The sequence below is a fragment of the Shewanella pneumatophori genome, assembly GCF_023283895.1.
GTDB lineage: Bacteria > Pseudomonadota > Gammaproteobacteria > Enterobacterales > Shewanellaceae > Shewanella > Shewanella pneumatophori.
Map to the genome: position 1 here is coordinate 589,409 of NZ_JAKILB010000001.1, position 22,905 is coordinate 612,313.

Below are 22,905 nucleotides of genomic sequence, written 5' to 3' on the forward strand. Positions count from 1 at the left end.
TATAGTAGCTATGTATAGTTGCGCTTATAACAGTTACAAAAAAGCCCTTTTATCGAGAGATATAAGGGCTTTTTTATGTCGATATTGATTAATCAATATCTAAATACTTATGGGTTTGAATAGAAAGACGCCAATTACGCGCTATACAGGTAGCCATAGCTAACTCTGTCGCACGCGGCTTTTGGCTTATCGGCTGTAAACAGACAGTTTTATCTTTTAAATCAATATCAGCTAGCAATTCATCAAGCTCATCAATGTGTTTTTCCGTGGCAATTGGGTGCTTGATCTCGTTGGCACGGTTCAATGCTTGATCTAATACTTTGTAACCACCTTTCATATTCACCTTAGGTGACACTGTCACCCAAGTATCTTGGTCACATAACACTTCAAATGTACCACTGGTCTCAATTTGAGTTTGATAGCCTTGGCTATGCAGGTATTTCGTCATGGCAGTCAAGTCATATAAACAAGGCTCACCGCCAGTTATAACCACATGCTTTGCATTAAAGCCTTTCGCTTCAAAAGCAGCGACTAGCTCTTGTGTCGTTAATTCAGCCCAGCGGCCGATAGTACCGTCAACTTGAATCACCAACTCTGGAGCGACTTGATTTTGCTCCAATAACTCCCAAGTTTGTTTTGTATCGCACCAAGAGCAACCTACGGGACAACCCTGAAGTCTAACGAAAATGGCTGGAACTCCGGTGAAAGTGCCCTCGCCTTGTATGGTTTCAAATACTTCATTTACTGGATACTTCATCATATAGCCTCTTGGATAACCGGGGCGAAGTTATAGAGGATTTCGCCCTTAGCCGCAAGTAGTTTCAAAGCCAAGTAGTTTCAAAGCTCTGACGCCTGCGTTAAACTATTAGGTCTTATTTATTACTAGATTAGATTTAATTATGTCAAAAGCCGTTGTAGTTTTTAGTGGTGGTCAAGATTCGACAACCTGCCTTATTCAAGCCCTTCAACAATTTGATGAGGTGCACGGCATTACCTTTGATTATGGCCAAAGGCATAGACAAGAAATTGAAATTGCAAAAGAGTTAGGTAGCAAACTAAAACTCGCGAGCCACAAAGTTATGGATGTGACTTTACTCAATGAACTAGCCATATCAGCGCTTACTCGCGATTCAATACCAGTTTCAAATGAACTCATGGAAAACGGTCTACCTAATACTTTTGTTCCAGGTAGAAATATACTGTTTTTAACCTTAGCAGGTATTTATGCTTATCAACTGGGTGCTGATACCGTGATCACTGGCGTGTGTGAGACCGATTTCTCTGGCTACCCAGATTGTCGCAATGATTTTGTCAAAGCCATGCAAAACGCACTTGAGCAAGGTATGGACAAGAAACTAACCATATCAACACCATTAATGTGGCTTGATAAAGCGGAAACTTGGGCGCTAGCCGATAAGCTACAAAGCTTAGATCTTATCCGCCATGAAACACTAACCTGCTATAACGGCATTAAAGGCGATGGTTGCGGTACGTGCCCGGCTTGTCTTTTAAGAAAGCGTGGCCTTGAAGATTACCTAAATAATAAAGACACAGTTCAAGCACAATTAGCGGAGAAATCTTGCTAAAGCAGAACTAGCACCAAGGATATTTCATCTACAGGGAATTCATACTTGCTAACCACTAATCTTAGCAAACTTAAATTTGGGGCTAATAGCCCCTATATATTGGCTTTACTTGTTAGCGTTTTATGCAGCATTTTTTATTTTGCAGACTTTGCATCTACGCTCGCTTATCAAAGATATTTTATCTTAGATGGCCAATGGTGGCGCTTAATCACGGGTAACTTGCTGCACACCAATTTTTGGCATTTACTCATGAACTTAGCAGGTTTTTGGGTAATAGTGGCATTACACGAGCAGTATTACCGCATGACAGGGTTAGCGCTTTTATTTACTTGCTTATGCCTGTTACAAGGTCTGGGATTACTTGGCTTTTATCCAGAGCTTATCGGTTATGTTGGCTTGAGCGGAATGCTGCATGGTCTTTTTACATATGGCGCTGTTTTTGATATCCGCCAAGGCTACAAGTCTGGTTATTTATTATTGTTAGGTGTCATCGTTAAAGTGGCTTACGAGCAATACTTTGGTGCCAGTGCCGAGGTTACAGAGTTAATTAATGCCCGCGTAGCTACCGAAGCACATTTAGTCGGTTTGGTTTGTGGTATTGCATGTGCTGTCATCATACTAGCTTACCTCGTAATATTAAAAAAAGACTCTTCTCGCGCTAACAGCCACTAAACTTGTGGCAGTATTAGGTTCAAAGCAATTTTAATGAACAAAGCATGAGTATTCACTGCAATAGCGTTCAAAACTATGGCAGTAAAAGCATAGGTACAGCCGGTAAATACGAGGTTTAATACCAATCAGTATATAAAGTATTAGAAATTCTTGTTAAGCGGTATTTCTACCCCATTAAAAAGCCAGCTTAAATTAAGCTGGCTTTTTGTTTACGGGGCTAACTTAAGCTTTTATAAACTGCTCTCTTAATCGCCCCACCTGATCACGAATAGCAGCAGCCTCTTCGAACTCAAGGTTCTTAGCATGTTCATGCATCTGCTTTTCAAGTCTATCAATCTCATGGCTAATATCAGCAGGTTTAACATGATAATCCCCCTTACCTTCCGCCACTCGCTGAAGATTGTCTTGGGAAATATCAGTAGTATCACCAACATCCATCACGTCTGTGATTTTCTTCATCACACCCTTTGGCGTAATACCATTATCAAGGTTGAACTGATGTTGCTTTTCGCGGCGGCGGTTTGTTTCTGTTATCGCCTTGTCCATCGACTTGGTAATACGGTCGCCGTATAAGATCACTTTACCATTAACATTACGAGCAGCGCGGCCAATTGTCTGAATAAGCGAGCGCTCTGAACGTAAAAAGCCTTCTTTATCAGCATCAAGAATACAAACTAGCGAGACTTCCGGCATATCTAAGCCTTCTCGTAATAAGTTAATGCCAATCAACACATCAAAAATACCTAGTCTTAAGTCACGAATAATCTCTACTCGCTCTACAGTATCGATATCAGAATGTAGATAACGCACTTTTACGCCGTGCTCGTCCAAATACTCTGTCAGATCTTCAGACATGCGCTTAGTTAAAGTAGTAACCAATACCCGCTCATTAACAGCAACACGCTTACCAATCTCAGATAATAAGTCATCGACTTGCGTACTTACCGGTCTAACTTCAATCTCGGGGTCAAGTAAGCCGGTTGGTCGTACTACCTGCTCTGCAATTTCACCGTCAGACTTATCAATTTCATAATCACTTGGCGTTGCTGAAACAAAAATGCTTTGTGGCATTAACGCTTCAAACTCTTCGAATTTGAGTGGACGGTTATCTAGCGCCGATGGTAAACGGAATCCATATTCCACTAAGTTCATTTTCCGAGAGCGATCGCCTTTATACATTGCACCTATTTGCGGCACGGTTACATGGGACTCATCGATGATAAGCAAACCGTCTTCAGGTAAATAGTCCAACAAGGTTGGCGGCCCATCACCAGGTGCACGCCCCGATAGATAACGTGAGTAGTTCTCGATGCCAGAGCAGTAACCTAGTTCTGTCATCATCTCAACGTCGTACTGAACCCGCTCGGTGATCCGCTGCTCTTCTATTAACTTATTTAGCTCAAGCAGTTGCTTTTTACGGTCTCTAAGTTCTTCTTTTATCTCTTCTGTTGCCGCTAAAATTGATTCTCGTGGCGTCACATAGTGGCTTTTAGGGTACACGGTCGTTCGTGCAATACGTTTAACGATATGCCCCGTAAGCGGATCAAACATACTTAGACGTTCAATTTCATCATCAAACAACTCAATACGAATGGCATGTTTATCTGAATCAGCTGGGAAAATATCAATCACTTCACCACGAACACGATAAGTACCACGTTGCAGTTCTATATCGTTACGCGTGTATTGCAACTCACTTAAACGCTTTAATATCGAGCGCTGCTCCATAATTGCACCTTCTCTAAGATGCAATAGCATTTTCATATAGGCCTTAGGATCGCCCAAGCCGTATATGGCAGAAACCGACGCAATTAACACAACGTCTTTACGCTCTAACAAAGCTTTTGTTGCTGACAAACGCATTTGTTCAATGTGAGCGTTAACCGAGGCGTCTTTCTCAATAAAGGTGCCAGTTGAAGGTACATAAGCTTCTGGTTGGTAATAGTCGTAATAAGAAACAAAATACTCAACAGCATTATGGGGAAAGAACTCTTTCATTTCTCCATAGAGTTGTGCTGCCAGCGTTTTATTCGGCGCCATAATAATGGTTGGCCGTGACATCCTTTCGATAACATTAGCAACAGTGAACGTTTTACCCGAGCCCGTAACACCAAGTAGTGTTTGGCACGCGATACCGGACTCAAGACCGTCGACGAGCTTGTTAATTGCAGTAGGTTGATCGCCAGCAGGCTTATACGAGGATTCTAATTGAAATACAGATTCAGACACTCAGAGCGTTCCTTTTAAAGATAAGCTTTTATATTACCTTAGTTTGCTTAATAAAGGCGCGGTTTTATCAATTTCAATACGAACCGAGCGCCACAATTGATTAAAGCCCTTTTAATAAGACGATTTATCCCAATCACTATAAGGTTGCTCACTTAGCTTTCGATATTTGTTGGTTATTAGGAATAACAGATTAGTCATTGTAGCTATAGCCCTAGCAGGTAACAGTCGTTAGTTAATGAAGAACAACCAATGACCTACTGCCCCTGCTTGACAACTCACTAGCCATAACTAGCCAAAAGTGCTGTTTCAAACGCTAAAAGGCGTTGCTTATCAAAGCAAAGGCCGCCTGCAGCTATAGTTTCAGCTACACAATGAAACTTTATAACGCCATCAGGCGTAAGTCTTTTGGGCTAACGTTCGCGTCAACACTAGTGAAATGGCCGCATTAATTCACAATATAAAACGCTTACTATATTACAGGATTGTAACAAGTTTGAAGTTGGCACTAAATTAACTGTTGATTTTTCCATCACATTGTTTTTGCTCGTTAAAAAAAACAATCGAAAATTTCGGTCAATTTAAGTCCAAGTCCCTATCCATCGGCATTTGCCGAGGATTTTTATGACTAACCCACAGGCTTATCCACAGATTTAGTGGATAACTCTTGCAAAGCTTGTTGTACTGGGCATTTTAGCAGCAAGCGGCATAATCAGCACAATCATGGATAACTGAAAGTTTCCTACAAATGTCGCTTAACTCGAAAAACTCATGACTCGATACTCGTATAAGTTAAAATATGTACGATAGAAAACTTGGCATAACTCATAGGCTTATATTGAAGCTGGTCAGATTTTAACAAAAATGCTGCATTCGTCATCATTATGCGCGTTAGGTGACCACTTAAGCGTATAATTTCATTTTTTTTCCCTTGTCGAGTTGACTCAATTGTAAGAGCGATTTAATATGCGCTCCGTCTTCAACGAGACGTAACTTAAACGATTCCCCTGTAGTTCAGTCGGTAGAACGGCGGACTGTTAATCCGTATGTCACTGGTTCAAGTCCAGTCTGGGGAGCCAAGTTAAGTTGAATTAGATAGTTATCTAATAAAGTAAAAAGTAATTCCCCTGTAGTTCAGTCGGTAGAACGGCGGACTGTTAATCCGTATGTCACTGGTTCAAGTCCAGTCTGGGGAGCCACTTTTTACAAAGTTAAGTAAGTATCACTAAAAATAGCGAATCCCCTGTAGTTCAGTCGGTAGAACGGCGGACTGTTAATCCGTATGTCACTGGTTCAAGTCCAGTCTGGGGAGCCATTTTTAGACAATATAAAAGTATACGATTCCCCTGTAGTTCAGTCGGTAGAACGGCGGACTGTTAATCCGTATGTCACTGGTTCAAGTCCAGTCTGGGGAGCCACTTTTATATAGTAAGATAAGTTAAAAAATTAAAGTATTGCGATTCCCCTGTAGTTCAGTCGGTAGAACGGCGGACTGTTAATCCGTATGTCACTGGTTCAAGTCCAGTCTGGGGAGCCACTTTAATAGTAAAAAAGTTAAAAGATAAAGTATTACGATTCCCCTGTAGTTCAGTCGGTAGAACGGCGGACTGTTAATCCGTATGTCACTGGTTCAAGTCCAGTCTGGGGAGCCACTTTATTTAAAAGTTAATGTTAAAGTATTACGATTCCCCTGTAGTTCAGTCGGTAGAACGGCGGACTGTTAATCCGTATGTCACTGGTTCAAGTCCAGTCTGGGGAGCCACTTTAACCTAACATTGCTAGTATATAGGTACATCGATTCCCCTGTAGTTCAGTTGGTAGAACGGCGGACTGTTAATCCGTATGTCACTGGTTCGAGTCCAGTCTGGGGAGCCAACCTAAATCATCGCTTCCCCCTCTTTCCGTTATTCATACAAAATCACCATAACAAACAAGTTACATTCAACCCTTAAATCTGTTTATAATGCTGCCAATTAGATTTGATCTACTCTTTGGTAGAGTATTTTGCATTGAACGGATTCTTATGCCTACATCCAAGTTATTCCAATTACTGCTACTGTTAATTTTTTCTGCACTCACAGTGTTGAGTTTTCAGCAGGAGAAACAAAACTTGGACAAGCAAAATAAAAACTTGCTGAAAAGCTATGTGGCAGAGATCAGCAAACAAGAGCAATGGCAAGGCAAAGGCGCAGAACTGTATGCCTTAATGAAGCCTGAAGTTGATTTTCAGTTTTTTCAGTATATCGATGCCACTGATAGTAATAATAATTATACTCGCGGTACTTTACAGGCCACAGCTCCGTCTCTGCTAGCATCTGTTTTTAGCAGCAACATCGCAGAAACACACGTTTTGGCCGCCGGCCGACTGCAAGTCAAACTTTCTAATCAACCGCTACTCATCCAAGCAAGCAATCATTTTCAACAGCAATTAATCATTATTTGGGGCAGTTTCTTACTCATCAGCCTCAGTTACGCATGGCTAACTCGCCGCCAAAAAAGCAATCTTAGTTATATCGCTAACAAAATCGAAGATCTCGCGAATCTCTCTTTTGATGCAATTAAGCTTTCTCGCCTAAAAAGTGATTATCGCGTTATCGCAACCTCGCTTGAGAAAAGCCAGCAAACACTAAAACTAAAAATCAACCAGTTACAAGAAGATAATGACAAGCTCAGTAAAACTGCATTTCAAGATCCTGTAACCGGTTTTGGTACTAGGGCCCGCTTTACCGAAAAGCTAGATGAAATTTGTAAGCCTAATCAAGATGAAGTGGGTAATTTATTCATCATAAAAGCAACCGAACTTGGCACGATCAATCAAATGGTTGGCCGTGAAGGTGGTGATGACTATTTATCGCGCATTGCCAATGAATTAAGAACAGCTTTTAAAGACTGTTCCCAAGCCTTGTTTTACCGAATTTCAACAGCGGATTTTGCCGTTGTACTGCCCAATATTAACCTTAAACAATCAACGCAGATTGCCAGTCAGATAAAAACTGGCTTTAACGAGTACCAACAACAAGTTGGTACCGCCTCAATTGCCCATATTGGTTTAGTTCCTTATTCACAAGATACAGATGCTGTTTCATTAATGACCCTAGCGGATACTGCCGTCAGCATTGCGCAAACATTAGGCCCTAATAGTTATCATGTACAAGAAAAGCTTACCGGTGATGAATTATTTGGTGAAAGTCGCTGGAAAGTGGCGATCAGTGATTTAATTAGACGCAAAGCCGTAAAATTCTACGTGCAACCGATTCGCCCATGCCGTAACGATGTCGAATCATACCGTGAGCTTTTATCTCGATTTTACAATAACGAAGGCAAGCTGTTCCCTACGACCACCGTTATCGCCATGGCAGAGCGCCACGGAATGAGTGAAGAAATTGACAAACTGATTGTACTCAACGCTATCCAAATATTACTGCAATCCCCGAGCATATCAGGCCTGATTGGCATCAATATCAGCGCGGCGTCGGCAACCAAAAAGCCGTTTGTTACTTGGTTGAAAAACATGTTAATTCAACAACGTCATATTGCAGCTCGGTTAGTTTTTGAAGTTAATGAGTCTGGCATGCAATCAAACCTTAGTGCCACTTATCACTTTATTAATGAGTTACATAGCGTAGGATCACGAGTTTCTATTGAGCGCTTTGGTTTAGGCTTTACCTCATTTAAATTCTTCAAAGAAGTTCGCCCGGACTTTATCAAGCTCGATCACAGCTATACCCAAGGTATTAGCTCGGATCCACAAAACCGCTTTTTCGTCAAAATGATTATCGATATCGCTCGTAAGCTTGCCATTCGAGTGATAGCAACTGGCGTTGAAAATCAAGAAGATAAACTCATCATGGAACAGATGCTCATCGATGGCTTACAAGGCTTTTATATTGCTAAGCCAACTGCATTATTATTGGACGATAAAGCCAAAAATAGCGCTTAACACTGCTCATTTATAAAGCAAACCTTTTATCCATGCTTTCTATGTGTTGTTAATACCTAAGGAAAAGCCGATAATAGGGTCAATTCTGTCTAAAAAATTGAATAGAGATGAGTGAATATCTCCTTTTATTGATTGGCACTGTGCTCGTCAATAACTTCGTACTAGTAAAATTTCTCGGTCTTTGTCCATTTATGGGCGTATCGAGCAAGCTCGAATCTGCTATTGGTATGTCAATGGCAACAACCTTTGTATTGACACTAGCGTCTATTCTTAGCTATCTAGTCAATCAATATCTATTGTTGCCTTTCGATCTCGGCTACCTGCGTACCATGAGTTTCATTCTGGTTATTGCCGTTGTAGTGCAATTTACTGAAATGCTAGTTCAAAAAACCAGTGCATCTTTGCATCGGGCGCTCGGGATCTACTTACCGCTAATCACGACTAACTGCGCTGTACTTGGTGTGGCATTACTTAATATCAACGAAAAACACGGTTTTATTGAGTCTGCAATTTTTGGCTTCGGTGCGGCAGTTGGCTTTTCATTAGTATTAGTTCTATTTTCTGCAATGCGTGAGCGTTTGGCAGCAGCAGATGTGCCAACACCGTTTAAAGGTGGCGCAATTGCTATGGTTACAGCCGGACTAATGTCGCTTGCCTTTATGGGATTCACAGGATTGGTTAAATAATCATGTCAGGTATTGTTATTGCTATTGTCGTCCTGACAATACTCGCTCTCGTATTCGGGGTTTTACTCGGTTTCGCAGCAGAAAAATTTAAAGTCGAAGGTAATCCACTCACAGATCAAGTTGAAGCATTACTGCCACAAACCCAATGTGGACAATGTGGTTATCCCGGCTGTCGCCCATACGCTGAAGCAATCGCAAACGGTGATAAAATCAATAAATGCCCCCCAGGCGGCACTGCTACAATGGAAAAACTTGCCGATTTAATGGGCGTTGATCCTGAGCCACTTAATGCAACTGAAGAAGTTCAAGTTAAAAAGGTTGCTTACATCCGTGAAGAAGAATGTATTGGCTGTACTAAATGCATTCAAGCTTGCCCCGTTGATGCCATTTTAGGCTCGGGCAAACTCATGCATACGGTCATTACGGATTATTGTACAGGCTGCGACTTATGTGTTGCTCCCTGCCCTGTCGATTGTATTGATATGTTGCCTGTAGAACAAACCACCAAAACTTGGGATTGGCAGCTTAATGCTATTCCTGTTAAACAGTTGCAAGAGGATACGCTGTGTTAACTTTATTAGAGCAAATTGATAAAGGAACGCTGTGGCGTGCACACGGCGGTGTACATCCTCCAGAGCTAAAATCATTATCGAATCAAACTACAATTGGTCAGTTACCACTTGCTAAGCACTTTGTGCTGCCGCTTACTCAAGTCGGCGATAGCGCTTTACTGGCTGTTGAAGTTAATCAACGAGTATTAAAAGGCCAATCGTTAACTAGCGGAACCAGTTTCGCCTACTGCCCGGTACATGCACCGACCTCTGGCACAATCACAGCAATTAAACCAATGCCGAGCAATCACGCATCCGGTATTGAAGTATTAAGCTGTATTATTGAAGCTGATGGACTCGATGAGGCCATTAAAACTGATGCTCACCATGCAGAACTGTCAAACCAAGAAATTCTTAAAATTATTCAGCAAGCAGGTATTGCAGGTCTTGGTGGTGCAGCGTTTCCGACACACATTAAGCTAAGCCCAGCAAGTGAAATTGAGCTAGTTATCATCAATGGTATTGAGTGTGAGCCTTATATCACCTCCGATGACCGATTAATGCGTGAGCATAGTGATGAGATCTTAGCGGGTGTTGCCATTATCCAGCGTTTGATTTCACCTAAGCGCATTATTATTGCTATTGAAGATAATAAGCCTGAAGCAATCGACGCGATGCAACATGCACTCAATAGCAGTACGTTAGCTAACGGAACGACACGCATTACAGCCGTGCCAACCAAGTATCCGTCTGGTGGTGAAAAACAACTTATCCAGATCTTAACAGGTCAAGAAGTACCATCAGGAGCAATCCCAGCCCAACTTGGTATGTTAGTGCAAAACGTTGCAACCGCATACGCAATCAACGACGCTGTAGCCAATGGACAAGCACTTACCCAGCGCGTTGTCACTGTTACAGGTCTAAATAGCCAAACGCCAGGTAATTATTGGGTGCAAATCGGCACACCAGTGAAGCACATTCTTGATACCTTAGGTTTCAACGGTAACGTAGCAAACGATAAAATCATTATCGGTGGCCCAATGATGGGACACTCGTTACCTGATATTTCCGCGCCTGTGCTAAAAGGTACCAACTGTTTGTTGTTACCCGATAGCTCTGAAATCGCTGATTCAGTAGCTGAAAAGCCGTGTATTCGCTGTGGTGAATGCGCCGTGGCCTGCCCAGCACTATTGCTACCACAACAGCTCTTTTGGCACTCAAAAGCTGAAGAGTATGACAAAGCCGCTAGCTTTAACTTACACGACTGCATCGAGTGCGGCTGTTGTAGTTATGTTTGTCCAAGCGATATTCCACTAGTTGAATATTACCGAATTGCTAAATCCGCAATTCGTACTCAAAACGAAGAGAAGAAACAAGCCGATTTCGCCAAATTGCGCTTCGAAGCTCGGTTAAAACGTCTTGAAGATGAAAAGCTTGCCCGTGAAGCCAAAGCTAAAGAAGCTGCTGAGCGACGTAAAGGCAGTATGTCTAGCGGTGATAAAAATGCCGTTGCTGAAGCGATGGCAAGAATTAAAGCTAAAAAAGCAGCTGAGGCTGGTACTGAGCCTGCTCCAAGTAACGATATTGCTGACAAAAAAGCGCAGATTGCAGCAGCGCTTGCCCGTGCTAAGGCTAAAAAGGCCGGCGCGGCAGCTCCTACCTCAGAGGCAGCAGCAAACAAGGAGTCAGCTCCAGCGGATGCAAATGATAAAAAAGCCCAGGTAGCAGCAGCGATTGCACGTGCTAAAGCCAAAAAAGATGCAGCTAAAGCCGCTAATACTGCTAACACTAGTGGTCAATCTGAAACAGATGCAGTTTCAGCCAATACAGCTCCTGCAGCGGATGATAAAAAAGCAAAAGTTGCTGCGGCTATTGCCCGTGCGAAAGCTAAAAAGGATGCGGCTAAAGCAGGAAATCCAGCAACACCAGATGATGCTATTGCTCAATCTGAAGCTGATTCAGCAACTGCTGATAAAGCTCAGTCCGCTGATGACAAAAAAGCAAAAGTTGCTGCTGCAGTTGCTCGTGCTAAAGCCAAGAAACAAGCTGCTTTAACAGGAAATACAGCAGCGCCTGCTGATGTTATTGCTGAAGCTGATGCAGTACCTGCTGAAACAGTTTCGGCCGCTGATGACAAAAAGGCAAAAGTAGCCGCTGCCGTTGCTCGTGCTAAAGCTAAAAAACTTGCAGAAAAGGCTAAGCAATCGATTCAAGATACAGATATGGCAATCGAACCTGAAACTGTGAGTGAGCCTATAGAAACTGCAATATCTGAAACCAGACAAGAAACGGTAAGTAACATCGTTAATACTAAAGACAGCACTGACGCTGAAAATTCAGCAGATGCATCTGTTTCATTAGTTGAAGAGTCGGCTTCAATTTTAACTGCTGAGCAGCAAAAGAAAGCCCGTATTGCTGCCACTATTGCTAAAGCAAAAGCGAAGAAAGCGCAGGCAAAATTGCAGGAAAAGGAATAAATAATGGCGTTTAAGTTAGCCTCGTCACCACATTTGAAAGTAAAACTTCAAACACAAACAGTTATGCGCCGCGTCATTATGTGCGCGATACCAGGGATCGCAGCTCAAAGCTATTTCTTTGGTATCGGCGTGCTAGTGCAAATACTTCTTGCTGTCATTGTTGCTCTTGCAGCTGAAGCCGCAGTATTAGCATTACGTAAACGCGCAATTATGCCAACCATTAGCGACAACAGTGCCGTGTTAACTGCAATATTGCTCGCAGTAGCCATACCGCCAATCGCACCATGGTGGTTAGTTGTTATAGGAACCTTATTCGCTATCGTACTGGTAAAACAGCTTTACGGTGGTTTAGGACAAAACATCTTTAACCCAGCAATGGCTGCTTATGTGATGTTGTTGATCTCCTTCCCTGTGCAAATGACCAGCTGGTCAATACCAACAGTTATCGCACAAAATCCCATGGATATCAGTCTGACGCTGCAAGCTATATTTGGTTCTATGTCTGCAGAGCAGCTAAACCAATACAAGTTAGGTTTTGACGGGTTAGCAATGGCAACTCCACTCGATACTGTAAAAACCGACTTAGCACTTGGATTAACCATGACCGAGAGCCTAAGTAAACCAATATTCTCTGACGGTTTTGGTATTGGTTGGTTTTGGGTAAATATGGCTTACCTTGTTGGTGGCCTGGTGATGTTAAAACTAAAGGTTATACGCTGGCATATCAGCGCAGGGATCATTGGCTCACTGTTTATCTGTAGCAGCTTTGGTTACTTACTCAGCCCTGATACTCATGTAGGCCCCCTAGTTCAGTTATTTTCTGGTGCTACCATGATTGCCGCCTTCTTTATTGCAACAGACCCTGTTACAGCGGCAACCAGCATTCGCGGTAGATTAATCTTTGGCGCACTTATAGGTGTATTGGTATACGTTATCCGTACCTTTGGTGGCTACCCTGACGCTTTTGCATTTGCTGTGTTACTTGCTAATCTTTGCGCGCCGTTTATCGACTATTACGTTAAACCTCGTACATATGGTCATAGAACCGGCAATTAGGATAAAGAGACTTTATTTTGAAAAAATCCATGTTGAAAAACGGTTTATTACTTGGTTTATTCGCACTGCTTTGTACCGGGCTAGTTGCAATCGTCAATCAATTTACCTATGACAAAATTAGGCAACAAGAACAGCAAGAGCTTGCTAGAGTGTTACATCAGATCATTCCTGATGACATCCATGACAATGAATTAACCGGTCACTGTATTGGTTTAACCTCAGCAGAGTTTTTAGGTACAGAAGACACTCTGCCTGCTTATATCGCTACAATGAATGGTAAAGGTGTAGCCATTGCCGTTGAAGCCATTGCTCCTGATGGATATAACGGCAATATCAAAGTCATTATTGGCATTAGTCACGAAGGCGAAGTGTTAGGCGTGCGCACCCTCTCTCACCAAGAAACGCCTGGCCTTGGCGATAAAATTGAGCTGAGAAAGTCTGACTGGGTTAAGTCTTTTGATGGGTTATTATTGCTGTCAGATGAAGATAAGCGTTGGAACGTTAAAAAAGATGGCGGTGAGATTGACCAATTTACTGGCGCAACAATCACCCCACGTGCTTATGTAAAAGCTGTCAAAAAAGCCGTTCAGTATTTTAATGCTAATAAAGCCACATTACTGTCTGCACCTGCAAATTGTGAGGTAGGAAATGAGTGATTTTAAAGAAGTTGCCAAGCAAGGGTTATGGAAAAATAACCCTGGCTTAGTACAGCTATTAGGCTTATGTCCACTACTTGCGGTTACAGCTACCCTAACCAATGCATTAGGCCTTGGGTTAGCAACCATGCTGGTACTCATTGGCTCAAATATTCTAGTCTCTTTAGTTCGTGATTTTGTACCTAAAGAAATTCGTATTCCGGTGTTTGTAATGATCATTGCTGCGCTAGTTACCGCAGTGCAATTGCTTATCAACGCTTATGCCTACGGCCTATATCTATCATTAGGGATCTTTTTGCCTCTGATTGTGACTAACTGTGTGATCATTGGTCGCGCCGAAGCCTATGCCTCACGTAATAATGTGGTTAAATCTGCATTTGACGGTTTAATGATGGGAGTAGGCTTTACATTAGTACTTTGCGTACTTGGTGCAAGTCGTGAAATATTGGGCCAAGGCACTTTATTTTATGGCGCTGATCAGCTATTAGGTGATTGGGCTAAGTCGCTGACGATTCAAATCTGGCAAGTTGATACCAGCTTTTTATTAGCCATGCTGCCACCTGGTGCATTTATTGGCATGGGTCTGTTAATCGCCCTTAAGAACGTAATTGACCAGTACTTGGCAAATAAGCAACCTAAAGTTGAATTAGAAGTCCCTACTCGCGCGCGCATCACTAAGGTTAATTAAATCAACGTCAGTGCAAGTGAATAATAAAAACAACACGAGAGTGAAAAATGAACGCAGAAAAACGCCGCTTAATTTTAGAAAGGCTTAGGGAAAATAATCCTCATCCAGAAACAGAGCTAAATTTCTCTAGTCCATTTGAATTGCTCGTTGCCGTAACATTATCCGCTCAAGCGACCGATGTCAGCGTGAATAAAGCCACTGATAAGTTATTTCCAGTGGCTAATACCGCTCAGGCGATTGCCGACTTAGGTGTTGAGGGATTAAAGCAATATATTAAGACTATCGGTTTATATAACAATAAAGCGATCAATGTGGTAAAGGCTTGTGAAATCCTGGTTGAAAAATACAATGGCGAAGTACCAGAAAACAGAGAAGCGTTAGAAGCTCTGCCAGGCGTCGGCAGAAAAACGGCGAATGTGGTACTCAATACAGCCTTCGGCTGGCCAACAATCGCGGTAGACACCCATATCGACCGAGTATCTAATCGTACTAAGTTTGCTATGGGTAAAAACGTGGTTGAAGTAGAGAACAAACTACTTAAAGTGGTGCCAGCAGAGTTTAAAGTCGATGTTCACCACTGGCTTATTTTACACGGACGCTATACTTGCATAGCACGTAAGCCAAGATGCGGTAGCTGTATCATTGAGGATTTATGCGAGTTCAAAGATAAGGTTTATCCGGAAGATTAGTTCTGTTATCACGCCTTAGTCTAAAAACAAAAAAGCCGCTATTTGCGGCTTTTTTTGTATCTCTATGCTGTTAACTATCTAACTGTTACGCCATTCTATAAGTAAGACTCTCACTTATATCACGACCTAACAAAATAGCTTTAGTACATACAAATAAAGAAAACAGTTAAAAACGCAGCAATCACAGCAGTAAGACCGAGTGACATTTTTAGTTCAGTTTGCATAGTGCTCTCCTTTAAATACTTAACTAATAGTATAAGAAATATGGGACTTTCTCAGAGTAATTTAGAGATTTTGTGATCCATGCACTGACTAAAGAAATTGATCTGGCTCAATTTTTACAAAGTGTGTCTATCAATGAGAATTTAGATATACTTCGGCTCAACTATTCCCCTACTTGTTGGAAATCTAACATGGCACAACTACTACATACCATGCTCCGCGTTGGCAACCTTGAACGCAGTATTGAATTTTATACGCAAGTTTTAGGCATGAAACTGCTTAGACAAAGTGAAAACAGCGAATATAAGTACACATTAGCCTTTGTTGGCTATGATGAAGAGTCTACAGGAAGCGCTGCAATTGAGCTTACATACAACTGGGGCACTGAGAGCTACGATCATGGCAATGCTTTTGGTCATATCGCAATTGGCGAAGAAGATATCTACGCACGTTGTGAAGCCATTGCAGCGGCCGGTGGTAAAGTTATTCGCCCAGCTGGCCCAGTGGCTGGCGGCACAACTGAAATTGCATTTGTCGAAGATCCTGATGGCTACAAAATTGAGTTTATCCAAATGAGCTCAGCTGAAAATGGTTTAGGTTAAGCTACTCATTTTAGTCAATAAAAAAGCGCCTTTCGGCGCTTTTTCTTTAAGTTAAATAGCAAATGCTATTTAGAACTTCATGGTTACACCAGCGAAGTATGTACGACCGATTACATCGTAAACTTCTGGTACTGTACCGCCGTCACTACCGTTAGAAACTTTTGACGGCTCTTCATCAGTAAAGTTCTTAACACCAGCGCTTAGCATCCAAGCATCATTGATGAAGTAAGATGCTGATAGGTTGTGGTAAAGAACAGAATCTACCTTATCACCTGTTGCTAGGTCATCCATTTCACCGATATAACGGTTGAAGTACATTACAGTCCAGTCATCTTGACCCGCTTTGATGCTGAAGTTGTTACGAACTTCTGCGTAAGCACCGAAGTTACCATCGATTGTACCAGTGTAGTCTTTACCGTCTTGCTCGAAGTTCAACAAGTAAGTTGTATCGTTGCTTACGGTCCAGTCTAGGCTCAATGCCTCAAAGTTATAGGCTAAGTTGAAGTCAATACCGCTTGTATCTTGGAAACCAACGTTAGTTAGTGAGTTGGTCAAGTTAGACAAATCACCATCTGCACCAATGTTGAATGTTTCACAAGCTGATGCGTCACCTGCATAACACGCATCGATACCAGCTTGCGTGTCAAGACGCGTAATTGCGTTCTTCACTTTAAAGCGCCAGTAATCAACAGTTAGCGACATACCATCTACATAGCTTGGCGAGTAAACTAAACCAGCAGTGTATGACTCAGACTCTTCAGGCTTAAGATCTTCATCAGAAGTACGGTTTACTAAGATCTGTGGGTCTTTTTCGTTACCCCATGGATCGACTAGGTAATCGTAAGAACCTGAGTTACCACCATATAGCTCGCTTACACTTGGTGCACGGAAACCTGTTGCCGCTACTGTACGTAGCATTAAGTCATCAGTTGCTTCGTAAGTAAGACCAATCTTCCAAGTTGATGCATTACCAAATGTTGAGTAGTCATCAAAACGTAGTGCAAATTCACCGGTTAGTTTATCAGTAAATGGTACGCTAACTTCTTGGAATACAGAGATAACATTGTAGCTACCATCTGTTGGATCTTGCTGAGCAGCTGTACTTTCACCCGCTACAACAATTGGGTCTGGATTATAGTAACCGCTCTCGTAGCGATACTCTGCACCAATTGCGAATGCTACTGCACCAGCGTCTAAGTCAAATAACTCACCATTTAGACCTGCTGAGAATACATGCTGCTCGTTACCACCGTCAGCTTGCTCGTCATAAGAAACGCTGTTTAGTAGATCTTGATCCGTCATTGGCTGGCCAGTTAACCAAGGATCTTGGTCAGCATAGATAGCATCTGCCATCAAGTTAGCGTTAATTGAGTTCTCTACGCCAGTCTTAGCTTTGTTATTACCGTATGTGTACGAAGCATCCCAGTTCATACCAGTATTAATATCTAACGAGCCTTCAAGACCTGCTGAAATACGCCATGTATCAGTATCCTGATTATAAATACGAGGACCTACATCATTCATACGCTTTCTGTAGTTAACTTGGCCGTTCTTATCTGGAGTAATCCCCGCATCAATCATGTCTTGATCAAGTTCTAGACATGTCATAGGGTCTTGTCCAGCTTCACAAACATCTAACATGATATTTGCTGGCTGCGGCGCTAATTGCTGGTTTGACTTACGCTTGGTATATAAGATGTCACCGGTCATTACGATGTCATCGCCTAGCTCTTGAGTCATGTTTGCAAATAAGCTGTAACGCTTGCTTGGTGTTTGATAGAAACTGTCTTGAGTAAAGTCGTAACCTTCTTCACGGTCTACCCAGTTGCCATTCTCATCTTTAACTTTACCGCCCAAAGAACCGTTCGGAATGAATGAACTATTACCTGGATCAGTCCAATCACGATCAGATTGAATTACACCTTTACGCTCTGAGTAAGCGGCACCGAAGGTATAGTTACCAGTATCTGTGTTAAAACCGTATAATGCGCTGATCTCGCCATTTTCGCCATCGCTCTTATCGGTCATACCGCCTTGAACGTCAACTTGGAAGCCTTCGAAATCTTTCTTAGTGATAATGTTTACTACACCAGCAATAGCATCAGAACCATATACTGCAGAAGCACCATCTTTTAGAATTTCTACACGAGCAATCATTGCTACAGGAATAGAGTTAAGATCGACAGAACTGTTTGCGCCTGAACCAGAGTTAACCATACGACGGCCGTTCAAAAGTACTAATGTACGTTGTGAACCCATACCACGTAGATCAACCTGCGCTACACCGTCTGCGCCGTTGTTAGTGCTTGAACCTACTGCTTTACCGCCCATAGATGTTTGGGCTTGAAGTAGTTCGTCAACAGTAGTAAAACCTTCAGCACGAATTTCTTCAGCACCAATAACGGTTACTGGAGAAGCTGTTTCCATATCTTGACGTTGGATACGGGAGCCGGTGACAGCGATGCGTTCTACATCTGCACCCGCTTCTTCAGCTAAGGCTATGCTAGATGTTGCAAATGCAGTGGTTGAAACCGAAGCAATCAAGCCAAACTTGATTGCAGAGGCCAATTTAGATGGTCTGTTCATTATGTTGTACTCCCTAACCTAATTATTTTTATATACGTCATTTGTTATTCCTGACGTTGGTATCGATACTGCAATTTCACGTTTCAAGCGTCAATCGAGCAATTTATTAACCATTCACAAGCAATGGTTAATAAAAGGTAAACAAAAGGAAAATCAACATAACAAACAAACAATCAAACAGTGTGAGTTACATCACGCACTAGTGGTAAAAACTGTATAAGATAAAAATGCCAGTTCTTTTGACCAAAACTAACGCAACCTTTTATTAACCAAGCCAAACAACAGAAGTGTGACGCGCGTCACACTTTTAACTTGGTAAATTTAGTAAAGACAGCTAACAAAGTTTAAATTGTTAGATATTGCTCATGTTTTTATAGGCAAAATTAGCGTAGCGGTAAGCGTGGGTTAAGCTAAAAGGCAGGCTGTATCACGTAAATGTGAAAAAATGTTGCATGAAAAATCAAGATGTGGACAGAGTAAATACTAAGTTGTAATCGCATAAAAAATCATATGTCTTACAAATTATAGCGATTGGTTGAAAAGAGAGACCTTAAAGAAAACAGGTCTTGCTATTACTTGTTACTAACTATTAATAAGTACCGCTAATGCAAAACTACTGATAGTTAACTTCAATTGTATACTGGATGCTTTTGTTACCTTCGGTTGCACTTTTCGTTATTGAAAGTTCTCCTCCTATATAAAGCTCAGTTGTAGCCGTAGACAATAAGATTGATATTGACTGCTGTCCGTTGGGCAGAATAGGCTTGAACTTAACTTCATTATTTTCGGCGCTATTAACCTTGATCTGCACCTGCTGTGAACTGCTGCCATTAACAATTAGCTTGCCTAACGAATAGTTGCTGCCTGCACAAGCATTCCCCTTATAACCTGTGTCTGTCACTTCACAAACTCCTTGCGGGATATTATAGATCTCACCCATTTCCAAAGGCTTAGCTTGCTCAATAGACACTGGCAGAACTAAATTAAAATGAGCATGAGCAATTGCTGTCGCCAAGCAAAATAGTCGCTGCATATGATTTTCTCAACAGTTCATAGGAGGAGTTCGTTAACTATAGTTGCGTACCAAGATATTTCTAGCGCTTATATCTGTTCAAAAAGTCTTGAAGTACTCAAAGCTGTCGAAAATAAAGCAATAAAATCTGAATTTCTCAAGCTAAAGCCAGTTTCGTCATTAATCAGCAAGCGCTAACTGCGGCAACTGCAAAAACTCACCAGGCATTAACTTCACGCTGCGAATAGGCTCACTGTCTAAAAAGAGTTGGTAGTCTCCTGGAAGGATTTGATCAAAGATGAATATTCCATCATATTCAACCCGCGCTTGATAAGTTTTATCGCTGTTTGATGATTGCAGCTCTAACAATTTTCCTGTTGCTGCTAAACCGCTTTGTTGCCAAACAACCTCTCCTTCGACTTCAGCGGTATACATAACAGGAAACAAGATAGGTTGAATATGTCCAGGATGCGGGTTAACACTAATAATATGTGCCGCTGGCAGTAAAAATGGATCGGCCAAGCTATTTTCATTCAATGTTAACTTTTGCTGCCTATTGGTTTGTAGCTGAGTAACAAGTAGCTCACCGTTTTGATCAGTTTGTTTATTTGATTGACTATGTCCCGAGAATCTAAGTCCGGATATTGGTTGTTCTTCCGCTTCAAATTCACCATTTGCGTTATCATCTTGGAAAGCGATGATTTTTACCGTTCCCGTATTGATATAGCTCATTCTATCGATAAGCCAACGATCTTGCTCTGTATCCCATAATAGTGCGCTATTCCACTTCATTTGTGCGAACCAATCTCCATTGGATGCATTATCAACATCTAACCGCAAACTGCCAAAATCGAAAAAATAAGCAATGGAGTTTCGTATACTAAACTCAGTGTCACTATTAGGTTGATAACGCAGTTCAACTTGATAGTTAGCATTATCATTAATAGCAGTATTTAGATTTGATACCCATTGGTTTAAAGTCAATTCAGGGGAAATCTCTACATCAACATAACTACGTACTTGCCAATCGTTTAACCTACCTGAAATTGCAATTCTATCGCTCCAGCTATCAAGCTTGTTTAAACTGGACCAGCGAAGTTCGTTGCTTAAGGACAAAGAGTACAGTTGACCAGATAGTAGGAAGTTTGCTTGTGCATTGTCGCTACCAAAATTGAGCGCCTGCCAGCGAGCATTCAGTCCCCAATTCAATCCAAGATCTGCAAAAGAACCGCTTAAACTGGTAAATGCCTCTTGCTTGATCCGACCGCCAACATTATCCCAGGTTGAATAATTACTGTACTTTTGCCACTCTGCTTGCCAATCGATATCACTTTGACTGCCTTGGATGGCTGCGCTCGTTGCGTAGCCTTGTTCGCTTTGAACATAATTTAGCTGAATTAACTGAGCATCACCCACATAATTAACCGATAAACGCGGTAAAAACTGCCATTGCTTAAATTCATCTTGTTGCTGGACCAAAGCTAAGCCAAGAGTCATATCTTCTCTAGCTGCCCAGTTTATATCTGCATAATATTGTTTTAAGTCATCTTGTTCGCGGGAAATGCCGCCAACATTAACTCCGATACTTCCTTTTTCGAGTACTGAGCTATCAAGTAGTTTACTAAAAGATTCGACGCGACTTTCACCGTTAGGCCCATAAAAACGCAATTGATACTGGTTTAAACCAATATAATATGGCACCTCAATAAAGCGATACAGTCCATCAGATTGCACGCGTTGTACGCCAACTAAAGTATTATTACGATAAAGTTCTACATCCCAGCCCGGCTCCAACTCCCCATCAACAACTATGGTACGTAGATCTGCTGTAAACTTAGTGCCTGCGCTAACTGTAAAGCCAGCACCTCGAGTTGAAGAAGAAACCAAAGATAGGCTGTGGCTATCAACATCACCCAAACGGTAAAAATTGATCCATTGATCTTGGACAACTCTTTCAAGGTAGCCATTAAAGGTTGCTCCGCTATCTGTTTGAGAATATGCCGCATAACTGTTGTGGCCAAATAGATCTGTCCTAGCCTGTATATAACTGTCTAATTCAGTTTTAGCGTCACCATTGAATGATTGCGTCCTTACACCTAGATCGACATTCAGTGCTAAATCACCAACAACTGCATATTCTTTATTAACAGCTCGTACAGTTCGCTCATCTGCGCTGTTTTTCTGTGCATTGAATAACTGGTATTTTTTTTGTCTTTCAATTAATTGGCTAAGAGGGATATTCTCCGAAGCTGCTATTTCAAACTTTTGCCTCGCTGAATCAAAGTTAATATCAATACCAAATAGCTGTTGCAATATTTTCGTCTCAATATAGAGATCCCAGCTATCATGATAAATCACCGATGATGTTACGCTGCAATCGTATCCTTGATTCCAAAACAGCATCAACTGCTGATCTATTTGTATCGTTTTCGACTCGTCGACGAACCAGCCATGTACCGACAAAGTCGCGATATCGATTTGCAGCGGTAATAAGAGCTGCTCAACAATAAACTCTAAAGGTAAATAAATGCGGCCATTATTTTGATAAGCGAACATTTCATTACTTAACAACATATCAGCATAAAATAGTTGGGTTACCAGAAATTGGGCTTCGTCAGCCATCTGATTTGTATATGGAATAGCTAGCTGATGCGCACAAGCATTAATCTCTGTCTGAGATTGAGCCACGGAATTAGCCGGTAACACTGGCATTTGCGGATCTTCAGAGAAGGTAGGCTCAGCGGCCTTTTGATTATTATATGGATTATATTGCTGTGGCGAAGCAGTTGATAAGCTTGCAATACTGCTTTGTTTGACTGAAGAATTTTCTGAGACCGTTTCAAGATTGCCATCAAATGGTTCACCAACGATGGATTGATCCGCTGTCGTCTTTGTTACCACTCTATCTTTATTGCTGTTATGCTGCGCTAATAATCTTGTATCAGGCCTTAATTGCGTTTTCTGGGCCGATGAAACTTGCGGTACTTTTTCGGGCTGAGTAACTGTTGTTACAATAGTTTGCTGTTGGCTATTGAGCGAATTTTCAGATGGGGTGTCGTTAACAATAGTCGCCGTTGCAGAGTCCATCTCTATGATAGCTAAAGGCGTAAACGTTTTTAGATTAGCGTCATTAACAGGTTCGTTTCTTGATATGCCTTGTGATACTGGTTTGGGCGCAAGTAACGCGATCAGAAATATCGCTGCTAAAGTAAGCCAGCGACAACACTGTAAAATGCCAAGTAGCGCGTTCAAAGTC

The 22,905-nt window shown here is 41.8% G+C and carries 16 protein-coding genes and 8 tRNA genes; 19 read left to right on the top strand and 5 right to left on the bottom strand.

Going from position 1 to position 22,905, the window contains the following annotated elements; all coding sequences use genetic code 11:
- Positions 1–88 precede the first annotated feature (88 nt).
- Positions 89–757 (bottom strand): 7-carboxy-7-deazaguanine synthase QueE, encoded by a 669-nt coding sequence (gene queE / locus L2740_RS02615; protein ID WP_248948604.1) that lies wholly within the window; start codon positions 755–757, stop codon positions 89–91.
- A 142-nt stretch (positions 758–899) separates the two neighbouring features.
- Here queE and queC point away from each other — a divergent pair, with 142 nt between their 5' ends.
- Both queC and rrtA read left to right on the top strand, forming a co-directional pair.
- Positions 900–1,586 (top strand): 7-cyano-7-deazaguanine synthase QueC, encoded by a 687-nt coding sequence (queC, locus tag L2740_RS02620; protein WP_248948478.1) that lies wholly within the window; start codon positions 900–902, stop codon positions 1,584–1,586.
- Between the two features lie 99 nt (positions 1,587–1,685).
- Entirely contained in the window at positions 1,686–2,258 is a 573-nt protein-coding gene (rrtA, locus tag L2740_RS02625; protein WP_420833498.1) for a rhombosortase, read from the top strand.
- Positions 2,259–2,480: 222 nt separating this feature from the next.
- Here rrtA and uvrB read toward each other — a convergent pair whose 3' ends face one another.
- Positions 2,481–4,487: an excinuclease ABC subunit UvrB gene (gene uvrB / locus L2740_RS02630; protein ID WP_248948481.1), complete on the bottom strand. Its 2,007-nt coding sequence runs from the start codon at positions 4,485–4,487 to the stop codon at positions 2,481–2,483.
- A 1,000-nt stretch (positions 4,488–5,487) separates the two neighbouring features.
- Between uvrB and L2740_RS02635 the strand changes: the two genes are divergently transcribed.
- The 17 genes from L2740_RS02635 (at position 5,488) to gloA (ending at position 16,051) form a co-directional block, all read left to right on the top strand.
- Positions 5,488–5,563: transfer RNA gene (locus tag L2740_RS02635), tRNA-Asn, on the top strand.
- Positions 5,564–5,607: 44 nt separating this feature from the next.
- Positions 5,608–5,683 (top strand) — tRNA-Asn (locus tag L2740_RS02640).
- 40 nt (positions 5,684–5,723) lie between these two features.
- Positions 5,724–5,799: transfer RNA gene (locus L2740_RS02645), tRNA-Asn, on the top strand.
- A gap of 27 nt (positions 5,800–5,826) precedes the next feature.
- Positions 5,827–5,902: transfer RNA gene (locus L2740_RS02650), tRNA-Asn, on the top strand.
- 43 nt (positions 5,903–5,945) lie between these two features.
- Positions 5,946–6,021: transfer RNA gene (locus L2740_RS02655), tRNA-Asn, on the top strand.
- A gap of 39 nt (positions 6,022–6,060) precedes the next feature.
- Positions 6,061–6,136, top strand: a tRNA-Asn gene (locus tag L2740_RS02660).
- 34 nt (positions 6,137–6,170) lie between these two features.
- Positions 6,171–6,246: transfer RNA gene (locus L2740_RS02665), tRNA-Asn, on the top strand.
- 37 nt (positions 6,247–6,283) lie between these two features.
- Positions 6,284–6,359, top strand: a tRNA-Asn gene (locus L2740_RS02670).
- 148 nt (positions 6,360–6,507) lie between these two features.
- Positions 6,508–8,424 (top strand): EAL domain-containing protein, encoded by a 1,917-nt coding sequence (locus L2740_RS02675; protein ID WP_248948483.1) that lies wholly within the window; start codon positions 6,508–6,510, stop codon positions 8,422–8,424.
- A 107-nt stretch (positions 8,425–8,531) separates the two neighbouring features.
- Positions 8,532–9,110: an electron transport complex subunit RsxA gene (rsxA, locus tag L2740_RS02680; RefSeq protein ID WP_012277028.1), complete on the top strand. Its 579-nt coding sequence runs from the start codon at positions 8,532–8,534 to the stop codon at positions 9,108–9,110.
- A 2-nt stretch (positions 9,111–9,112) separates the two neighbouring features.
- The gene (gene rsxB / locus L2740_RS02685; protein WP_248948484.1) at positions 9,113–9,682 is read left to right on the top strand and encodes an electron transport complex subunit RsxB; all 570 of its coding nucleotides are present in this window, start codon (positions 9,113–9,115) and stop codon (positions 9,680–9,682) included.
- On the top strand, positions 9,676–12,138 hold the full coding sequence (gene rsxC / locus L2740_RS02690; RefSeq protein ID WP_248948485.1) for an electron transport complex subunit RsxC: 2,463 nt from the start codon (positions 9,676–9,678) through the stop codon (positions 12,136–12,138). The genes rsxB and rsxC overlap by 7 nt, the downstream gene beginning before the upstream one ends.
- A gap of 3 nt (positions 12,139–12,141) precedes the next feature.
- Positions 12,142–13,194, top strand: coding sequence for an electron transport complex subunit RsxD (gene rsxD / locus L2740_RS02695; protein WP_248948487.1), 1,053 nt, complete (start codon positions 12,142–12,144; stop codon positions 13,192–13,194).
- Between the two features lie 17 nt (positions 13,195–13,211).
- Positions 13,212–13,850, top strand: a complete 639-nt coding sequence (gene rsxG, locus L2740_RS02700) for an electron transport complex subunit RsxG (RefSeq protein WP_248948489.1) — start codon at positions 13,212–13,214, stop codon at positions 13,848–13,850.
- Positions 13,843–14,538, top strand: a complete 696-nt coding sequence (locus tag L2740_RS02705) for an electron transport complex subunit E (RefSeq protein ID WP_248948491.1) — start codon at positions 13,843–13,845, stop codon at positions 14,536–14,538. Before rsxG ends, L2740_RS02705 begins: the two co-directional genes overlap by 8 nt.
- A gap of 47 nt (positions 14,539–14,585) precedes the next feature.
- Positions 14,586–15,227, top strand: coding sequence for an endonuclease III (gene nth, locus L2740_RS02710; RefSeq protein WP_248948493.1), 642 nt, complete (start codon positions 14,586–14,588; stop codon positions 15,225–15,227).
- Positions 15,228–15,640: 413 nt separating this feature from the next.
- Entirely contained in the window at positions 15,641–16,051 is a 411-nt protein-coding gene (gene gloA / locus L2740_RS02715) for a lactoylglutathione lyase (protein ID WP_248948494.1), read from the top strand.
- 69 nt (positions 16,052–16,120) lie between these two features.
- Here the strand turns inward: gloA and L2740_RS02720 are convergent, their stop codons facing one another.
- From L2740_RS02720 to L2740_RS02730, 3 genes are all read right to left on the bottom strand, one after another.
- Positions 16,121–18,637 carry a TonB-dependent receptor gene (locus tag L2740_RS02720; RefSeq protein WP_248948495.1) on the bottom strand — a complete coding sequence of 839 codons (2,517 nt, stop codon included), beginning with the start codon at positions 18,635–18,637 and terminating at the stop codon, positions 16,121–16,123.
- A gap of 613 nt (positions 18,638–19,250) precedes the next feature.
- Positions 19,251–19,670, bottom strand: a complete 420-nt coding sequence (locus tag L2740_RS02725; RefSeq protein ID WP_248948497.1) for a DUF4402 domain-containing protein — start codon at positions 19,668–19,670, stop codon at positions 19,251–19,253.
- Between the two features lie 159 nt (positions 19,671–19,829).
- Positions 19,830–22,901 (bottom strand): carboxypeptidase regulatory-like domain-containing protein, encoded by a 3,072-nt coding sequence (locus L2740_RS02730; protein ID WP_248948498.1) that lies wholly within the window; start codon positions 22,899–22,901, stop codon positions 19,830–19,832.
- Positions 22,902–22,905 lie beyond the last annotated feature (4 nt).